This window comes from Terrabacter sp. R4-6 (assembly GCF_057529065.1).
In genome coordinates, this window is sequence record NZ_CP197224.1 from 1463883 (window position 1) to 1480992 (window position 17110).

A 17110-nucleotide genomic window follows, 5' to 3' on the forward strand; every position below is an offset into this window, starting at 1 on the left:
ACACGCGGCGACGCGGCTCAGGGCAGCGAGGCGCCGCCGCACACGACGATGGTCTGACCGGTCACCATCGCGCCGGTCGGCTCGAGCAGGAAGCGGGTCAGGGCCGCGACCTCCGACGGCTCGACGAGCCGACCGAGGGGCGGCACGACCGGCGGCACCGAGGCGCGGTTGGGGTCGTCGAGCATCGCCGTCCGCGTCGGACCGGGTGCGACGACGTTGACGGTGATCCGCCGGGGCGCGAGCTCCGCCGCCCACGCCCGGGCCATCGCCGCGAGGGCCGCCTTCGTCGCGGCGTACTGGCTCTTGCCCGGCACGCCCGTCATGGTGCGGCTGCCGACGAGCACGATGTGGCCGCCGTCGGCGAGCACGCCGACGAGCCCGCCCACGACGAGCTCGGCACCGCGCACGTGCACGGCCCACATCCGCTCGCCCTGCTCGGGTCGCAGCTCGCCGACCCCGGCGGAGTACTGCAGGCCGGCAGCGTGGACGACCGCGTCCACGCCGCCGGCCACGGTCCCGCGCACCACGCGCACGGCCTCGTCGGCCGAGATCACGTCGGCCAGGTCGCACGGCACCCACGTGGCGGCGTCCGACAGCGCACCGCGCGAGCGGCTGAGCCCGAGGACGTGCCACCCGGCACCGACGAGGTCGTGGGCGATGGCGAGACCGATGCCCGAGCTGGCCCCCGTGACGACCGCGGTGCGTGTCGCACGGTCGGCAGGTGGGGCGAGCGCCGGCTCGGGCCGCGTCGGCACCGTCACCGGGACGGGCTCCGGCGGAGGCGGTCGACGACGTCGGCGGGCAGGTGCACGTGCTTGATGGCACGGCGGTGGTACGTGTAGGCGACGTGCAGGTCGCCGTCGGGGCCGGGCAGCACCGAGGGGTAGGACAGCTCGCGGTTGAGCCCGTCTCGCGAGTTGTTGGACATGCAGTAGCCGTCGCCGGTCTCGAGGTCCACCTGCACGGGCCAGGTGCGCCCCTCGTCGGGGCTGAGGCCGAGCGTCATCGGCGCCCGCGGGGCACCCCAGAAGGCGGTGCGTCGACCCGCAGCCTCGGCCTCCTCGGGGGACGGCTCGGCGACGACCGGCCCGTCGAGACCGTCGACGACGCCCTCGTCGTCGATCTCGTCGTAGAGGGACACCCGGCGCTCGGTGGCGTCGAGCGCCGAGCTCCGGTTGAAGACGAGCGCGACCTCCCCGCCACGGACGGTGACGGCCTGGATCGAGGAGTTGTTGTTGGGCAGCGCGGTCGGGGTGGGCTCGGCCCACGTCATCCCGTCGTCCGTCGACGTCGTCTCCCACACGTGGTCGGCCCAGCGGCTCCGGAAGCAGGCCCAGAGCGAGCCGTCCTGTCGCACCACGACGTTCATGTGCACGCAGCCGAGCGAGCCGGGCACGGGCGCCTCGGTCCACGTCGCGCCGCCGTCGTCGCTCCACCACACGCTCGACGTGTCCTCGTTGCCGACCCACTTCTCGCCGGGCACGGTGACGCAGTTGAAGACGGGCAGCAGGATGCGTCCGCCGGCGAGCACCACGGGAGGCTGGCGCACGAAGACGCCGCCGGTCCCGGTCGCGGGGAGCAGCACCGTCGGCGCCTCCCACGTGTCGCCTCCGTCGTGCGAGACCCGTCGGCGCACCTCGGACGTGTCCTGGTTGCCGGCGAGCTGCGCCGTGTAGAGCAGCCAGACGTCGCTGTCCGGGGCCGTGAAGAGGACCGGGTTCTGCTCCGACCGCGTCGGGTCGTCGCTGAGCGGCACGGGGGCGAGCCACGTGTCCGCACCGGGCGGCATACGGCTGAGGTAGGCGGTGATGTCGCTGACGCCCTCCTGCGTGCCGCCGAACCACACGCACGCGAGGTCGCCGTTCGGCAGCCACGCGAGGTTGGCGGCGTGGCACTGCACCGTCGGGGTCGGGAGGTATGCCGTGTGGCCTCCTCCGTCGCGCGGGCGCAGCACGCCGTCGGTCGGGATCACCTCGGCGCCTGCCCCGGCGACGCTCACGACTCGCCCCGGGCCGCCTTGAGGTGGGCCGTCGCGGCCTGCTCGAGGTGGATGAGGTCGGACGAGACGGTCGCGAGCGTGAAGCCCTGGCCGAGGCGCTTGGCCGCGACCTCGCCGCTGGGCGTGTGGAAGCCGGCGGCGATGCCGGCAGCCTCGGCGGCGGCCAGGACCCGGTCGACCGCCCGCTCGAAGACGTCGTCGACAGCCGGGTCGGTCGAGGTCGCACCGCCCACGGCGAGACGGAGGTCGGACGGGCCGATGTAGAGCCCGTCGATGCCGGGGGTCGCGGCGATGGACTCGACGTTCTCGAGGCCCTGGGGCGTCTCGATCATGGCGAGCACGACGGTCGCGGCGTTGGAGTCCGCCGGGTTGGGGCCGATGCGCAGCTGCGACCGCATCGGGCCGTAGGAACGGACGCCCTCGGGGCCGTACTTGGCGTACGACACGGCGCGTGCGGCGTCCTCCGCGGTGTTGACGAGCGGCACGATGACACCGGCGGCACCGGCGTCGAGGGCCTGCCCGACGAGGAAGGGGTCGTTGGCACCGACCCGGACCATGCCGACGGACTCGCCCCCGGCGTCGATCGCCTGCATCCCGGACAGGATGCCCTTGTAGTCGAGCAGGCCGTGCTGGGCGTCGAAGCACACGTAGTCGTAGCCGAGCCGGGCAAGGCGCTCCGTCGACACCGGGGAGTCGATGATGACCCAGTAGCCGAGGATCGTCTCGCGGGCCCGGACGCGGCGGGCGTAGTCGAGCACCCGCTCCCGGCTGCGCTCCATCGCGGTGCCTCCGTCACCTCCCTGCACGCTCATCGGTTGTACCCCGGCATCGACCCGGCGAGCGCCTGGCCCGCCTCGTCGCACGCGGCGACGACGTCGTCGGGGAGCGGACCGGCTTGTGCAGCAGTGATGTTGGCCTCCAGCTGGTGTGGTTTGGACCCCCCGAGCAGCACCGACGACACGACCGGCTTGCTCAGCAGCCACCGCAGCGACAGCTCGGGGAGGGTGATGCCGGCCTCCGACGCGATGGCGCCGAGAGCCTCGATGACCGCGAACGTCTCGGCGTTCCAGTAGCGGTCCTTGTACATGGACGCGAGCGCCGACGAGCCGAAACGGCCCTCGCCCGGCGACTCGGTGAAGGAGTGGCGACCGGTGAGCAGGCCGCCGCCGAGGGGGTTGTAGACGATGGTCGCGAGCCCCTTCGTCGTGGCGAACTCCGAGTACTCGGCCTCGATGCGACGCGCGACGAGGTTGTAGAGCTGCTGGGCGAGGATCGGCCGTGGCGTGCCGAGCGCGTCGCACGCCGCGAAGACGTCGCCGATCTGCCAGGCCGAGTAGTTCGAGACGCCGATCGCGCGGACCGTGCCCTCCTTGACGAACTCCCCCAGGGCAGCGACGGTCTCGTCGATCGGGACCGAGCGGTCGGGCTGGTGGAGGTAGTAGACGTCGACGTGGTCGGTCTGCAGCCGGCGCAGGCTCGCCTCGAGCGACGAGCGCAGGCCCGCGGCCGAGAGGAGCGGGGCGTCGCCCGCGTCACCGGGGTAGATGCCGGCCTTGGTCGCGATCGTCGCGGCGTCACGCCGCCCGGCGAGGATCTCGGCGAGCATCTGCTCACTGCGCCCGGCGGCATACCCGTTGGCGGTGTCGATCGAGGTGATGCCCGCGTCGAGCGCGATGTCGACCATGGTGCGGGCGGTGTCGAGGTCGACGGTGTCGCCGAAGGTCATGGTCCCGAGCACGAGCCGCGAGAGCGGTCGGTCGAGGCCGGGCAGGTCGGTGGTCGGGAGGGCAGCGGTGGTCATGAGGCCTTCTCGGTCTCGGCCGTGCGGGAGGCGGCGATGTGGCGGATGAGGTGGCGCGGCTTGATGCCGGTCATGAGACCCGGCTCGAGCGCAGAGCGGCGCAGGCGCTGGGTGTACTCCTCCTGCGGGCGCGAGAGGAGGTCGTCGGTGCGGCCGCTCTCGACGATCCGGCCGGCCCGCATGACGACCGTGTCCTGGGAGATGGCGCGGACGACGCCGAGGTTGTGCGAGATGAAGAGGTAGGTCAGCCCGGTCTCGGCCTGGATGTCGGCGAGCAGCTCGAGCACCTGAGCCTGGACGGAGACGTCGAGCGCACTCGTCGCCTCGTCGCACACGAGCAGCTCCGGGCCGGACGCGAGTGCCCGGGCGATGCCGATGCGCTGGCGCTGGCCGCCGGAGAACTCCGGGGGCTTGCGCTCGAGGGCGGTGCGTGGCAGCCCGACCCGCTCGATGAGGGCGGCCGCCTTGTCGCGCTGGGCCTTGCGCGACCTCTCGCCGCGCACCCGGATGGGCTCGGCGACGATCTCCTGCGCGGTCAGGTGCGGGTCGAGCGAGCCGTACGGGTCCTGGAAGACCATCTGCACGCGGTGGCGGATCGGGCGCAGCTGCTTCTCGGATAGCCGGGCGAGGTCGGTGCCGTCGAGGTCGATGACACCGGAGGTGGGGACGAGCAGCCGGACGAGCGCCTTCGCGATCGTCGACTTGCCACAGCCGGACTCCCCCACGATGGCGAGGGTGCCGCCGCGGGGCACGCTGAACGACACGTCGTCGACGGCCCGGAAGACGTCCTTGCCCGTGCCGTACTCGACGACGAGGTTGCTGACGGTGAGCAGGTCCTCAGCCATGGCTGGCCTCCTTCACGAGCGGCTCGGTGGCGCTCGGGTCCTCCCAGGGGCCCAGCTCGGGGATCGCCCCGAGGAGCTTCTGGGTGTAGGGGTGCTGGGGGTGGTCGACGACGTCGGTGACCGGTCCGCCCTCGACGAAGGCGCCGGACTTCATGACGTGGACGCGGTCGCTCATGAGACGGGCCACACCCAGGTCGTGGGTGATGAGGAGCAGCGCGATGCCCGTCTGCTCCTGCAGCTCGAGGAGCAGGTCGAGGATGCCCGCCTGCACCGTGACGTCGAGCGCGCTCGTCGGCTCGTCGGCGACGATGAGGTCGGCGTCGGTCGAGACCGCCATCGCGATGAGCACGCGCTGGAGCATGCCGCCCGAGAGCTGGTGCGGGTAGGCGTCGAACTGCTTGGCGGGGTTGCGGATGTGCACCTGATCCATGAGCGACAGGGCCCGCGCCTTCGCCTCGGCCCTGCCGAGCTCGGGGTACTTGATGCGGACGGCCTCGGTCATCTGCCGGCCGATGGTGCGGATGGGGTTGAGCGCCGTCATCGGGTCCTGCGGGATGAGCGCGACGGCACGCCCGCGGAGCTTGTCGATGACCTTTCGGCTGCCCGTGACGTCCTGACCGCCGATGCGGGCCTCGCCCGAGATGACCGCGAGGTCGTCGGGCAGCAGGCGCAGGATCGCCATCGCCGTCGTCGACTTGCCCGAGCCGGACTCGCCGATGATCGTCACCGTCTCGCCCTGGTCGATGTGGAAGCTCACGCCGTCGACCGCGCGCACGACGCTCGTGCCGGTCAGCAGCTCGACCTGCAGGTCCTTGACCTCGAGGACTCTCATGTCTGGTCTCCCTTCGCGCGTCGCACCCGGTCGCGCAGGCCGTCCCCGACGAGGTTGACGCCGACGACGAGCAGCGCGATGGCCACGCCCGGCACGGTGACGAGCCACGGCTTGCCCGTGACGAAGAGCTCGCGTCCGTCGGAGATGATGCCGCCCCACGTGGGGTACGGCCGCTGGACGCCGGCTCCGAGGAACGACAGGGCGCTCTCGAGCAGCACGGCCTGGGCGAGCAGCAGGAGCACGACGACGAGCACCTGCTGCAGGATGTTGGGCACGACGTGGCGGCTGAGGATCGAGAGCTTCGGCAGCCCGAGCACCCGCGCCGCCGCGACGTACGGCTTCTCCCTCTCGACGAGCACGAGCGCGCGGGTGATGCGCGCAGGCTCGGGCCACTGGGCGAAGGCGATGACGAGCGTGATGACGGGGATCGACGGGCCGAAGAGCGCGACGACGAGCAGCAGCATGAGCAACAGCGGCAGCGCCATCTGCGCCTCGAGCAGCCGGGAGATGATCGTGTCGACCCAGCCGCCGAAGTAGCCGGCCGCGGCGCCCGCGACGATGCCGAAGAGCCCCGACACGAAGATCGCGAGGAAGCCGATGACGAGTGACGTCTGGCCCCCGTGCAGGATGCGCGAGAGCAGGTCGCGTCCGTTGGGGTCGGTGCCGAGCAGGTGGCCCGCGCTGAACGGCGGGAGCGACGACTCGGACAGGGCGCCCACGATCGGGTCGGGCAGCGGGAGGACGTTCGCCAGGACGACGGGGATGACGACGACACCCGCACAGATGGCGCCGACCCAGATCTTGACGGTGCTGTAGCGCGCCCGTCGCGCGGCCGCCGAACGGCGCAGCAGCACCTTCGTCACGGCCGAGTCGCGGCCGAGGATGGAGCCGGGCACCTCGGCGAGGTTCGGCACCTGCGGGTGGCCGGGCAGGTTCGTCGAGGTGGTCATGAGCTGGCCTCTCCGAGTCGGACCCGCGGGTCCATGAGCGGGTAGAGCAGGTCCACGAGCAGCTGGACGGCGAGCGCCAGCAGCACGGTGACGAGGACGGTCGCCTGGATGAGCGGGAAGTCGCGCTGCTTGAGCGCGTTGACGACGAGCTCGCCGACGCCCGGCCAGTTGAAGACGACCTCGACGATGACGACGCCGTTGAGCATGGCCGCGAAGCGGGTGCCCAAAGCGGTGACGACCGGCAGGGCGGCGTTGGAGAAGGCGTAGCGCCAGGTCAGCGCCCGCTCCGACACGCCCCGTGACCGGGCGACGGTCAGGTACGGCGACGCGAGGTTGACGACCATCTCGCGGCGCACGAGCCGCGAGATGAGCGCGATCTGCAGGATCGCGATCGTCACCGTCGGCAGGATGATCGAGGCCGCAGAGTCGAACCCCGACGGCGCGAACCAGTGGAGGTTCACGGCGAAGAGGATGAGCAGCACGAAGCCGATCCAGAAGTCCGGCATCGACTGACCGGCGATGGTGCCGATGTTGGCCCCCAGCTCGGGAGCCGTGTTGTTGCGGCGGGCCATCCACACCCCCAGCGGGATCGCGACGAGCGCCGTGACGACGATCGCCGCGATCGCGAGGGTGATCGTGTAGGGCAGGCGTTCCAGGACGACGTCGAGCGCGGGGCGCTTGAAGAAGAACGACGTGCCGACGTCGCCCTGGAACAGGTGCTGCAGGAACGTCCAGAACTGCACGGGGACCGGCTGGTCGAGCCCGAACTGCTGGCGGATCGCCTCGAGCTGCTCCGAGCTCGGGTTCGGCGGCGCATAGTTGGCGGCGGGGTCGCCCGGGGCCATGCGGAGCAGGACGAACACGGTCGCGACGGCCAGGAAGGCCGTCAGGATCGTCTGGCCGACTCGCTTGAGGACGTACAGAAGCATGGGATCACCTTGGTCTGGTCGGCTGGGATCAGCCGGAGACGGTCACGGCGGCGAGGTCGTAGGAGTTCGTCGCCCGGAGGTTGAGGTTCTGGACGCGCTTGCGCTTGGCGAGGACGTTGTTCGGGGTCCACGCCCACACGGCCGGCCACTGTGCCCAGATCTTCTCCTGGGCCTGCTTGAGCAGGTCGTTGCGCTTCGCCTCGTCCGACTCGGCGGCGGCCTGGTCGAGCAGCGCGGTGATCTCGGGGACGACGAAGCCGTGGTAGGTGTCGCGCGTCTTCTCCTTCTCCGCCGTGCCGCCGTACTGGCCCTGCAGGTTGGTCAGCGCGAGCCCGGTCTGGTTGCCGTAGCCGTTGGCGAGGATGTCCCAGTCACCGGCCTCGCCGCGACGCCAGGCGTTGATCTCGCCGCCCTTGGGGATCATCTTCAGCTCGGTGGTGACACCGACGGCCGCGAACATCTGCGAGATGGCCTCGAGCACGCGCGAGGCACCCGCGAACTCGGAGTCCTCCCAGATGATGCGGACCTTGAGCCCGGACGCGCCGTTGTCGGCGAGCATCTGCTTGGCCTTGGCCGGGTCGTAGGTGTACTCACCCGTCTTGGCGAACCCGGCGAGCGTCGTCGGGACGACGCCCTCGGCCGAGGTGACCTGGCCGTTCATGAGCGCCTTGATGAGCGACTCGTGGTCGACCGCGTAGGTGAGGGCCTCGCGCACCTTGGGGTTGGCGAGCGGGCTGCTCGCCGGCTTGCGGAAGTTGTAGAAGAGGTGGATCAGGCGGGTGCCGGGCGTCTCGATGACGTCGATGTCGGAGTTGGTCTTGAGCGAGGTCGCGGACTCGGGCGTGATCGTGTCGATGACGTCGGTCTGGCCCGAGGTGATGGCGATGACCCGTGCGCCCTCCTCCTCCTGGTAGCTGACGTTGACCGTCTCGAGCTTGGCGGGCGTGCCCCAGTAGTTCGCGTTGCGCACGAGGCGGTAGGTGCCGGTGCCGGAGTCGGCGCTCGCGATGGTGAACGGTCCGGTGCCGAGGCCCGTGCCGAGCTCCTCGGCCTTGTTGTCCTTGGCCGGCGTGATGAGGATGTTGGACATCAGCGAGTTGAGGGAGACGACGGGGCTCTTCGTCGTCAAGGTGAACGTCCGGTCGTCGATCTTGGCGAAGGTGGGCTGCTCGGGGAACTGCGAGGCGACGTAGCCGGCCTTGACCTCGAAGTAGAGCCTGAGCGCGGTCTCGACGTCCTCGACCGTGACCTTCGACTTATCGGAGTAGTGGATGTCGTCGCGCAGCTTGACGGTCCACTCGGTCGGCTTGGTCTGCTCGAACGACTCGGCGAGCACGAGCTCGGGCGTCAGCTTGTCGCCGATCTTCGTCAGGGCCTCGCGCACGGCGCGCTGGACGGTGACGGCCGCGTCGTACTGGTTCAGCTTGTTGTCGAGGCTGACCAGGTTGCGGTTGAGCACGATGCTCAGTGTGCCCCCCGCGGCCCCTGCCCCGGCAGTGTTCGCGGTGGTGGCGGACTTGGGCCCGGCGCAGGCGGCGAGCGCGGGAGCGAAGAGCGCTCCGGCGCCGGCCAGCGAGGCGAGCTTGAGGATCGAGCGACGCGAGACCTCCCGCGTCGGCTGGTCAGACGTGGGAAGCAGAGCGGGCTGCTGGGGCATCGGGACTCCTCGTTGAGCGGTGGCCTCCCCGTCGGTGGCGCACGCTGCGCCCCTCGGGTTGGACCACCTTCGCACCATTGCGCGATTCGCGCAATACCTGTAGCGTTTTTTGTGAAGGGACAGTTGGTCGTATGCCGTCCGGTGCACTCCCAGAGGGCACCGCACCACCCTTCGCTCCCATCGGCAAGGTCTCCAATCTCCTTGTCGCACAGAACTACACGCGCAGTGAACACCGTGAGGAGGAGACCATGACTGCACTCGCCCTGGGCATCGTCGCTGACGACCTGAGCGGCGCCGCAGAGTGCGCATCACACGCCCTTGTGCGTGTTTCGCGCAGCACTGTGCTTCTCGCTGGCTCGGCGTCCGACATCGGGACCACCTCCGATCAGTCCCACGATGCGGGCGCGCCCGCCCGTGCGGTCGGCACTCTCGGCGCCGGCGGCGCCGTCGTCACGGTCGACACCGACTCGCGCCGCCTCCCCGAGGCCGGGGCCGTGCGCGCGCTTCGCGCAGCCGCCGCCCTCGTCGCGGCCGCTCCGGTCGTCGTCAAGAAGGTCGACTCGCTGCTCCGCGGCCACGTCGCCGCAGAGGTCGCGGCGCTCGCGGAGGAGCTGCGGCGCGCGCCCGTCGTCGCCGTCGCCAACCCCGCCCTCGAGCGCTTCGTGCTCGACGGCGTGCTCCACGTCGGCGGCACGCCCCTGCACCACACCGACCTCTGGGCCGTCGAGCCGACCCCCGCGCCGGACCGGGTCGCCGCTGCCTTGCGCCCGCTGCGCACCGTGCTCGTCCCCCACACCACGGTGCTGCGCGGCGTCGAGGCCGTCACCACGGCCCTGGTCGAGGCTGCAAGCACGGGGCTCGTGGCCGTCTGCGACGCCGTGACGGACGCCGACCTCGACGTCGTCCACGCCGCCGCACTGGCCGCGAGCGCAGGGCAGGGCCGCGACACCCTTCTCGTCGGGTCGGGAGCCCTGGCCGACGCGGCCGTCCGCGCCCTTCCGCCACACCGGCGCCGTGGCCCCGGTGGCCCCGAAGGCCCCGAAGGGCCCGAGACGGCAGGGCAGACGGCGCGGGCGGGGCAGGCGCGGTCAGGGCAGGCGCGGTCCGTGCTGTTCGTGCTCGGGACGCGCGCTCCCGGGGTGGCCGCGCAGATCGCGCAGCTGGGCCCGTGTGCCGCCATCACCCTGCAGCTGCACCCCGACGCCCTTCTCGGCGACCCCGGGGCCCTCGTCGAACGGCTCACCGCCCTCCCCCCGGACGGGGTGGTCGTCCTGGCCCTCGACGCCGCGGCCGACGCTGACCCGAGCCGGTCCCGAGCACTGACCGAGGCCCTCGCCGCCGCGGTCTCGCCCCTGCTCGACCGCTACGACGCGGCGTTCCTGTCCGGCGGTGAGACGGCCCGCGCCGTCCTCGACCAGCTCGACGTGCCCGCCCTCGAGGTCGTCGCGGAGGTCGAGACCGGCACGGTCGTGAGCCGCCGTCCCGGCGGCCGGCTCGTCGTCACGCGCCCGGGCAGCTTCGGCGGCCCTGCCTCGCTCGTCCGCGTCGTCGAGCACCTGCTCGGCCCCACCACCGTCCCGACCGAGGCCCGGCCGAACCGCACGTCATCGACCACCACCGCACCCCGCGCCACCCCCGGCGCGACCACCGAGGAGAACTCATGAGCGTCGCCCTTCCCCGCATCGCCGTGACCATGGGAGACGGCGCCGGCATCGGCCCCGAGATCATCGTCAAGGCACTCGCCGACCCGCACGTCGCCACGATGGCGCGCGTCGTCGTCGTCGGTGACGCGCTGCGCCTCAAGCAGGCCGCTGCCATCGCGAGCGTGGCCGTCGACATCGTCACCATCGACGACGTCGAGGAGGCGAGCGAGATCCCCGGTCGCATCAACGTCATCGACCTGGCGCTGCTGCCCGAGGACCTCCCGTTCGGGCAGCTGTCCGCCGTTGCCGGCGACGCCGCCTACCACTACATCCGCGTCGCCTCCGAGCTCGCGATGGCCGGCAAGGTGCAGGCCATCTGCACGGCGCCGCTCAACAAGGAGGCGCTGCACGCCGGCGGCCACGTCTTCCCCGGCCACACCGAGCTGCTCGCCCACCTCACCGGCACGCCCGAGGTGTCGATGATGCTCTCGACCGAGAAGGTCAAGGTCATCCACGTCACGACCCACATCGGCCTCATCGACGCGGTCAACCGCATCGAGCCCGGCCTCGTCGAGCGCGTCATCCGCCGTGGCCACCAGGCCCTCGTCGACGCCGGCAACCCGACCCCCAGGATCGGCGTGTGCGGCATCAACCCGCACGCCGGTGAGAACGGCCTCTTCGGCTACGGCGAGGAGGCCGAGAAGATCGACCCGGCCGTCGAGGTCTGCCGCGCCGACGGCATCGACGTGCACGGGGCCCTGCCGGCCGACACGCTCTTCTTCCTCGCTGGCCGCGGCGACTACGACCTCGTCGTCGCCATGTACCACGACCAGGGGCACGGGCCCGTCAAGGTGCTCGGCCTCGAGGCCGGCGTCAACGTCACGATCGGCCTGCCCGTCATCCGCACGTCCGTCGACCACGGCACGGCCTTCGACATCGCCGGCACCGGTGTCGCCGACCACCGCTCGATGATCGAGGCGCTGCGCCTCGGCGCGGAGATGGCGCCCCGGCCCGTGGACGCCTAAGGTGCCCAGCGTGGCGAAGCACACCGCACAGACGCGTCGGGGAGAGATCGTCCGCCTCGCCACCACCAGTGGGCTCGCGAGCGTGGAGGAGCTCTCCGACCAGCTCGGCGTGACCGCGTCGACGATCCGGCGTGACCTCGCCAAGCTGACCGCCCAGGGCAAGCTCGCCCGCACCTACGGCGGGGTGATGAGCCTCGCGCACCACCCCGAGGCCTCGCTGCGCCAGCGCCTCGGCGAGGCGCACGCCGCCAAGCGCGACATCGCCCGCTGGGCCGCCGACCAGATCGAGCCCGGCGAGACCGTGCTCCTCGACGCCGGCTCGACGATGGGCGCGCTCGCCGACGCGATCACGAAGACGCCCGAGCTGACCGAGCTCACCGTCGTCACGGCCGGCATCAGCGCCATGGGCACCCTCGCCGACAGCATCGGCATCGACGTCATCGCGCTCGGCGGCCGGCTGCGCCCGCTCAGCCAGGCCTTCGTCGGACCGCTCGCCGAGGCCGCCGTGCAGCGGCTGTCCTTCGACCGGGCGTTCATGGGCGCCGACAGCGTGCACGCCGAGCGCGGCATCTGCGAGGCCGACCTGGAGCAGACGCGGCTCAAGGAGCTGATGATGAGCCGGGCCGAGCACACCTACGTCCTCGCGCACGCGGACAAGCTCGGCCAGTCACCGTTCCACGCCTGGGCCGTCATGCCCCGCACGTGGACCCTCGTCACCGACGAGTCCGCCGATCCCGCCCGTCTGCAAGCCTTCCGCGACAACGGCATCGAGGTCGTCATCGCCCCCCGGCGCGACTGACGAGGTCAGGTATGCCGCCCAGCCGGGTGGGCGGCATACGCCATCTGTCGTCGTGGCGGGCGCTCAGTCCTCGACGACGGTCGTCATGACCCAGTCGCGCACCTGCGGCATGTCCTCGAGGTGCTCGACGATGTAGGCCTGGTGCTTCGCGAGCTGCGCCTCGCACCAGGCCTTGACCTCGCTCGACCCGCGCACCTGGCGGCCGGCGTTGTTGATCGCGTCCATGACGAGGGAGTAGCGGTCGACGCCGTTGCGCACCACCATGTCGAACGGTGTCGTCGTCGTGCCCTCCTCGCTGAAGCCGCGCACGTGGAAGCGGTCGGCGTCGGGCCGTCCGTGGACGAGCTGGTGGATGGCGCCGTGGTAGCCGTGGAAGGCGAAGACGACGTCGACGTGGTCGGTGAAGAGCTCGCCGAACCGCACGTCGTCCATGCCGTGCGGGTGGCTGCGGGCTCGGGGCAGCGTCATGAGGTCGACGACGTTGACGACGCGGACGCGCAGCTGGGGCAGCTTCTCCTTGAGGATCTGCGCGGCGGCGACGACCTCCATCGTCACGACGTCGCCCGCGCAGGCGAGCACGAGGTCGGGGTCGCGGTCGCCGTCGTCGGTGCCGGCCCAGTCCCAGATCCCGGCGCCGGCCGCACAGTGCGCGACGGCCTCGTCCATCGTCAGCCACTGCGGCTGCGGCTGCTTGTCGATGACGACGAGGTTGACGTAGTTCTTCGACCGGAAGCAGTGGTCGGCAACGGAGAGAAGGCAGTTCGCGTCCGGCGGCAGGTAGATCCGCGACACCTCGCCGCGCGCGTTGAGCACCGTCTGGATGAGCCCGGGACCCTGGTGCGAGAAGCCGTTGTGGTCGTTGCGCCACGCGGTGGACGTCAGGAGGATGTTGAGGCTCGGCACGTCCGCGCGCCAGTCGAGCTTGTTGGCCTCCTGAAGCCACTTGCTGTGCTGCACCGTCATCGACGCGCTCACCATCGCGAACGCCTCGTACGTCGCGAAGAGGCCGTGGCGGCCGGTCAGCGTGTAGCCCTCGAGCCAGCCGTGGCACGAGTGCTCCGAGAGCACCTCCATGACGCGCCCGTCGTGCGAGAGCTTCTCGTCCTGCTCGAGCACCCGCTCGGCCGTCATCCGGTCTGAGACGTCGAAGACGGCGCCGACCCTGTTGCTGTTGGTCTCGTCGGGGCTGAAGAGCCGGAAGGTCGTCGGGTTGCGCACGTAGAGCTCGCGCATCAGCTCGCCGAGGGCGCGCGTCGACTCCTCCCGGGTCGCCGCCGGCGACGGCACGTCCCGCGCGAAGTCGCGGAAGTCGGGGATGTCGAGCTCGGTGCTGAGGACGCCACCGTTCGCGTGCGGGGAGGCGCTCATCCGCAGGTCGCCCTCCGGGTTCGCCTGCAGCACCAGGTCGGTCGGCCTGCCGGACTCGTCGAAGAGCTCCTCGGGCCGGTACGAGCGCAGCCAGGTCTCGAGGACCGCGAGGTGCTCCGGGTTGTCCTTGACGCCCGAGAGGGGCACCTGGTGCGAGCGCCACGAGCCCGTGACGGGGATGCCGTCGACCTCCTCCGGGCCGGTCCACCCCTTCGGCGTGCGCAGCACGATGAGCGGCCACCGCGGTCGCTCCCCCATCGTCCAGCCGTCGGCCCGCGCCTCCTGCTGGATGGCGCGGATCCGGCCGTATGCCGTCGCCAGCGTCTCCGCGAAGCGCTCGTGCATGCCCGGCACGTCGTCACCCTCGACCTCGAGCACGTCGTAGCCGTGCCCCTCGAGCAGCTTGCGCACCTCGGCCGGGTCCTTGCGGCCGAGCACCGTGGGGCCGGCGATCTTGTAGCCGTTGAGGTGCAGGATCGGCAGGACCGCGCCGTCGCGACGCGGGTTGAGGAACGAGATGCCCTTCCACGAGCCCTCGAGCGGCCCGGTCTCGGCCTCCCCGTCACCGACGACGGCGAGCGCGAGCAGGTCAGGGTTGTCCATGACGGCGCCGAACGCGTGGACGAGGACGTAGCCGAGCTCGCCTCCCTCGTGGATCGAGCCGGGCGTCGTGACGGAGACGTGGCTCGGGATGCCACCGGGCGCCGAGAACTGGCGGAAGAGACGGCGCACGCCGTCCTCGTCGCACGTCACCTTCGGGTAGATCTCGGAGTACGTGCCCTCGAGGTAGCCGGCCGCGACGAGCGCGGGACCACCGTGACCGGGACCGGTGAGGTAGATCGTCTCCTGACCGGTGTGCCGGATGACCCGCGACATGTGGGTGTAGACGAAGGACAGCCCGGGGCTCGTGCCCCAGTGTCCGAGCAGCCGCGGCTTGACGTCGTCCGGCACGAGTGGCCGGCGCAGGAGCGCGTTGTCCTGCAGGTAGATCTGCCCGATCGTCAGGTAGTTGTCGGCCCGCCACCACGCGTCCATCGACGCGATCTCGTCGGCGGTCGGGGCCGGTACGGTGGCGGTCGTCGGGGTCTGGGTCGTCGTCACGGCGGGGGCCTCTCGAGGGGTCGGCGATCGTGCGTCCCGTCGAGCCTCACCGACCGGGGCCCTGCTGACAAGGGGACGAAGCCCCCGGAGCCCTCGGACCTGACCACACGGCATACGCCCTCGGGTGGACCGCCGCACCCGGACAGAGCAGTGGGCCGGTCCCCGTCGGGACCGACCCACCCCACTCCGGAAGGTCAGCGGTTGAAGGCGTCCTTGACGTCGTCGCCCGCGTCCTTGAGCTGCTCGCCCCGCTGCTTGAGGTCTGCCGAGGCCTGGTCACGCTCGCCCTCGGCCTCGAGTCGCTCGTTGTCGGTGACCTTTCCGGCGGCTTCCTTGGCCTTGCCCTTGAGGTCTTCACCCATGTTCTTGGCCTTGTCTTCGGTACCCATGTCAGGGCTCCTTTCGCCTTCGATCGGATACCACTCCCCCTACCCGGTCACCCTCGATCGCCACCACACCGGGACGACGACGTCCACCGGGGCGTCGGACGTCACAGGGCGTCGGTGCCTTTTGCGACACTGGGGTGGTGTCAGCGAACCCGGGTCCCGCGTCGGACCAGCCCGAAGCGTCCGCGCCGTCCGGTCGCGCGCCCCAGACCCGTGACCTGAGCCGGTTCGCCTACCTCTCCATCGCGGCCGCGGTCGTCACCATCACGCTCAAGGTCATCGCGTGGCGCATCACCGGCTCGGTGGGCCTGCTCTCCGACGCGGCCGAGTCGGTCGTCAACCTCGTCGCCGCGATCGCCGTGCTCATCGCGCTCAAGGTCGCCGCGATGCCCGCCGACAAGAACCACCACTTCGGCCACACCAAGGCCGAGTACTTCTCGGCGGCCGTCGAGGGGATGATGATCTTCGTCGCCGCCCTCGTCATCATGTACACCGCGGTCGAGCGGTTCCTGCACCCGCAGCCCATCGAGAACGTCGGCCTCGGCCTCGCCATCTCGGTCGTCGCGTCGGCCGTCAACGGCGGCGTGGCGATCGTGCTGCTGCGCGCCGGGCGTCGCTACCGCTCGCTGACGCTCACCGCCGACGGCAAGCACCTCATGACCGACGTGTGGACGTCCGCCGGGGTCGTCGTCGGCGTCGTGCTCGTCGCCCTGACCGGGATCGCGCGTCTCGACCCCGTCATCGCCTTCCTCGTCGGCATCAACATCGTCTGGACCGGGTGGAAGCTCATCCGCGAGTCCACCGAGGGCCTGATGGACATCTCGATGCCCAAGGAGGACAACAGCGCGATCGCCGAGATCCTCGCCCGCTTCGTCACGCGCGAGGTCCACTTCCACGCGCTGCGCACCCGGGTCTCGGGCCACCACCGGTTCGCCGAGGTGCACGTGCTCGTGCCCGGGGCGTGGACGGTCCAGCAGGGGCACGACCTCGTCGAGGAGGTCGAGGAGGCCGTGCACCGCGGGTTCGGCGAGATCGCCCTGACGTGCCACCTCGAGCCCTCCGAGGACCCTCGCGCCTACGGCGACTACACGGCCGAGTTCCCCATCCCGACCCACGACGACATCGTCGCCGCGCACGGGTCGACACCGCGGGGCGACGACCAGGCATGAGCCGCGCGCACGTCGTCCTCCCCTCGCCCGTCGGCGAGCTGACCGTCGTCGCCGAGGACGGCGCCATCTCGCACCTGCTCATGGACGCCGCGAAGTACCGTCCTGACGACCCCGACGTGCTCGGCGATGCCGGTGACCCGTCCGACGAGCCCTTCGCGGCGGCCGCGGTGCAGCTCGCCGCGTACTTCACCGGCGCCCTGACCGAGTTCGACCTGCCGCTCGCGCCCCGCGGCGACGTCTTCCACCAGAAGGTGTGGGCGCTGCTGCGCGAGATCCCCTACGGCCAGACGCGCAGCTACGGCGACCTCGCGCGGGCGCTCGGCGACCGCAACCTCGCCCAGGCCGTCGGCACGGCCAACGGCCGCAACCCCATCGCCGTCGTCGTGCCGTGCCACCGCGTCATCGGGGCCGACGGCTCACTCGTGGGGTATGCCGGAGGGCTGGGTCGCAAGCGCTTCCTCCTCGCGCTCGAGGAGCCTCCCGCCGCCGACTCCGGTCGCCTCTTCTGACAGCGGCCACCCGACACCCGTGCGACGACGCACTCACCCACCACTCGAGTGAGAGCCCGGCCACCGTCGAGTGAGCCCCCGTCCCACTCGAGTGAGC

16 protein-coding genes are annotated in these 17110 nt (G+C 71.4%); 5 read left to right on the forward strand and 11 right to left on the reverse strand.

Translation table 11 applies throughout. From position 1 onward, the window contains the following. Positions 1–17: 17 nt before the first annotated feature. From ACSSS0_RS06935 to ACSSS0_RS06975, 9 genes are read right to left on the reverse strand one after another with little or no spacing between them, the layout of a single operon-like run. Positions 18–761 (reverse strand): SDR family NAD(P)-dependent oxidoreductase, encoded by a 744-nt coding sequence (locus ACSSS0_RS06935; protein WP_487230534.1) that lies wholly within the window; start codon positions 759–761, stop codon positions 18–20. After that, positions 758–1999, reverse strand: coding sequence for a sialidase family protein (locus ACSSS0_RS06940; RefSeq protein ID WP_487230535.1), 1242 nt, complete (start codon positions 1997–1999; stop codon positions 758–760). The genes ACSSS0_RS06935 and ACSSS0_RS06940 overlap by 4 nt, the downstream gene beginning before the upstream one ends. Continuing rightward, entirely contained in the window at positions 1996–2811 is an 816-nt protein-coding gene (locus ACSSS0_RS06945; RefSeq protein WP_487230536.1) for an HpcH/HpaI aldolase family protein, read from the reverse strand. Before ACSSS0_RS06945 ends, ACSSS0_RS06940 begins: the two co-directional genes overlap by 4 nt. Next, positions 2808–3800, reverse strand: a complete 993-nt coding sequence (locus ACSSS0_RS06950) for an aldo/keto reductase (protein ID WP_487230537.1) — start codon at positions 3798–3800, stop codon at positions 2808–2810. Before ACSSS0_RS06950 ends, ACSSS0_RS06945 begins: the two co-directional genes overlap by 4 nt. Further along, entirely contained in the window at positions 3797–4645 is an 849-nt protein-coding gene (locus ACSSS0_RS06955) for an ATP-binding cassette domain-containing protein (protein ID WP_487230538.1), read from the reverse strand. The genes ACSSS0_RS06950 and ACSSS0_RS06955 overlap by 4 nt, the downstream gene beginning before the upstream one ends. Then, complete coding sequence (locus tag ACSSS0_RS06960) at positions 4638–5477, reverse strand: ABC transporter ATP-binding protein (RefSeq protein ID WP_487230539.1); 840 nt, start codon at positions 5475–5477, stop codon at positions 4638–4640. The genes ACSSS0_RS06955 and ACSSS0_RS06960 overlap by 8 nt, the downstream gene beginning before the upstream one ends. After that, positions 5474–6427 (reverse strand): ABC transporter permease, encoded by a 954-nt coding sequence (locus ACSSS0_RS06965; RefSeq protein ID WP_487230540.1) that lies wholly within the window; start codon positions 6425–6427, stop codon positions 5474–5476. Before ACSSS0_RS06965 ends, ACSSS0_RS06960 begins: the two co-directional genes overlap by 4 nt. Continuing rightward, the gene (locus ACSSS0_RS06970; RefSeq protein ID WP_487230541.1) at positions 6424–7356 is read right to left on the reverse strand and encodes an ABC transporter permease; all 933 of its coding nucleotides are present in this window, start codon (positions 7354–7356) and stop codon (positions 6424–6426) included. Before ACSSS0_RS06970 ends, ACSSS0_RS06965 begins: the two co-directional genes overlap by 4 nt. Before the next feature lie 28 nt (positions 7357–7384). Next, positions 7385–9013: an ABC transporter substrate-binding protein gene (locus ACSSS0_RS06975; protein WP_487230542.1), complete on the reverse strand. Its 1629-nt coding sequence runs from the start codon at positions 9011–9013 to the stop codon at positions 7385–7387. 248 nt (positions 9014–9261) lie between these two features. Here ACSSS0_RS06975 and ACSSS0_RS06980 point away from each other — a divergent pair, with 248 nt between their 5' ends. Genes ACSSS0_RS06980 through ACSSS0_RS06990 form a run of 3 tightly spaced genes read left to right on the forward strand, consistent with a single transcriptional unit; the run spans position 9262 to position 12480 of the window. After that, positions 9262–10677 carry a four-carbon acid sugar kinase family protein gene (locus ACSSS0_RS06980; RefSeq protein ID WP_487230543.1) on the forward strand — a complete coding sequence of 472 codons (1416 nt, stop codon included), beginning with the start codon at positions 9262–9264 and terminating at the stop codon, positions 10675–10677. Further along, a complete protein-coding gene (gene pdxA / locus ACSSS0_RS06985) occupies positions 10674–11681 on the forward strand; it encodes a 4-hydroxythreonine-4-phosphate dehydrogenase PdxA (protein WP_487230544.1) in 1008 nt (335 codons plus the stop codon). The genes ACSSS0_RS06980 and pdxA overlap by 4 nt, the downstream gene beginning before the upstream one ends. A 10-nt stretch (positions 11682–11691) precedes the next feature. Next, on the forward strand, positions 11692–12480 hold the full coding sequence (locus ACSSS0_RS06990; protein ID WP_487230545.1) for a DeoR/GlpR family DNA-binding transcription regulator: 789 nt from the start codon (positions 11692–11694) through the stop codon (positions 12478–12480). 63 nt (positions 12481–12543) lie between these two features. Here ACSSS0_RS06990 and ACSSS0_RS06995 read toward each other — a convergent pair whose 3' ends face one another. Together ACSSS0_RS06995 and ACSSS0_RS07000 are read right to left on the reverse strand one after the other, a co-directional pair. Continuing rightward, positions 12544–14949: a phosphoketolase family protein gene (locus ACSSS0_RS06995; RefSeq protein WP_487230546.1), complete on the reverse strand. Its 2406-nt coding sequence runs from the start codon at positions 14947–14949 to the stop codon at positions 12544–12546. Positions 14950–15143: 194 nt separating this feature from the next. After that, a complete protein-coding gene (locus ACSSS0_RS07000; RefSeq protein WP_435984715.1) occupies positions 15144–15338 on the reverse strand; it encodes a CsbD family protein in 195 nt (64 codons plus the stop codon). 134 nt (positions 15339–15472) lie between these two features. On the opposite strand from ACSSS0_RS07000, the gene ACSSS0_RS07005 reads away from it, so the two are divergent. Both ACSSS0_RS07005 and ACSSS0_RS07010 read left to right on the forward strand, forming a co-directional pair. After that, on the forward strand, positions 15473–16504 hold the full coding sequence (locus ACSSS0_RS07005; RefSeq protein ID WP_487230547.1) for a cation diffusion facilitator family transporter: 1032 nt from the start codon (positions 15473–15475) through the stop codon (positions 16502–16504). Next, positions 16501–17013, forward strand: a complete 513-nt coding sequence (locus ACSSS0_RS07010) for a methylated-DNA--[protein]-cysteine S-methyltransferase (RefSeq protein WP_487230548.1) — start codon at positions 16501–16503, stop codon at positions 17011–17013. Before ACSSS0_RS07005 ends, ACSSS0_RS07010 begins: the two co-directional genes overlap by 4 nt. The last annotated feature ends 97 nt before the right edge of the window (positions 17014–17110 follow it).

Bases quoted from the DNA above. Each gene is read 5' to 3' on its own strand.
- ACSSS0_RS06980 (WP_487230543.1), top strand. From the start codon at position 9,262: ATGACTGCACTCGCCCTGGGCATCGTCGCTGACGACCTGAGCGGCGCC.
- ACSSS0_RS06945 (WP_487230536.1), bottom strand. From the start codon at position 2,811: ATGAGCGTGCAGGGAGGTGACGGAGGCACCGCGATGGAGCGCAGCCGG.
- ACSSS0_RS06975 (WP_487230542.1), bottom strand. From the start codon at position 9,013: ATGCCCCAGCAGCCCGCTCTGCTTCCCACGTCTGACCAGCCGACGCGG.
- ACSSS0_RS06950 (WP_487230537.1), bottom strand. From the start codon at position 3,800: ATGACCACCGCTGCCCTCCCGACCACCGACCTGCCCGGCCTCGACCGA.
- ACSSS0_RS07000 (WP_435984715.1), bottom strand. From the start codon at position 15,338: ATGGGTACCGAAGACAAGGCCAAGAACATGGGTGAAGACCTCAAGGGC.
- ACSSS0_RS07010 (WP_487230548.1), top strand. From the start codon at position 16,501: ATGAGCCGCGCGCACGTCGTCCTCCCCTCGCCCGTCGGCGAGCTGACC.
- ACSSS0_RS06965 (WP_487230540.1), bottom strand. From the start codon at position 6,427: ATGACCACCTCGACGAACCTGCCCGGCCACCCGCAGGTGCCGAACCTC.
- ACSSS0_RS06960 (WP_487230539.1), bottom strand. From the start codon at position 5,477: ATGAGAGTCCTCGAGGTCAAGGACCTGCAGGTCGAGCTGCTGACCGGC.
- ACSSS0_RS06970 (WP_487230541.1), bottom strand. From the start codon at position 7,356: ATGCTTCTGTACGTCCTCAAGCGAGTCGGCCAGACGATCCTGACGGCC.
- ACSSS0_RS06955 (WP_487230538.1), bottom strand. From the start codon at position 4,645: ATGGCTGAGGACCTGCTCACCGTCAGCAACCTCGTCGTCGAGTACGGC.
- pdxA (WP_487230544.1), top strand. From the start codon at position 10,674: ATGAGCGTCGCCCTTCCCCGCATCGCCGTGACCATGGGAGACGGCGCC.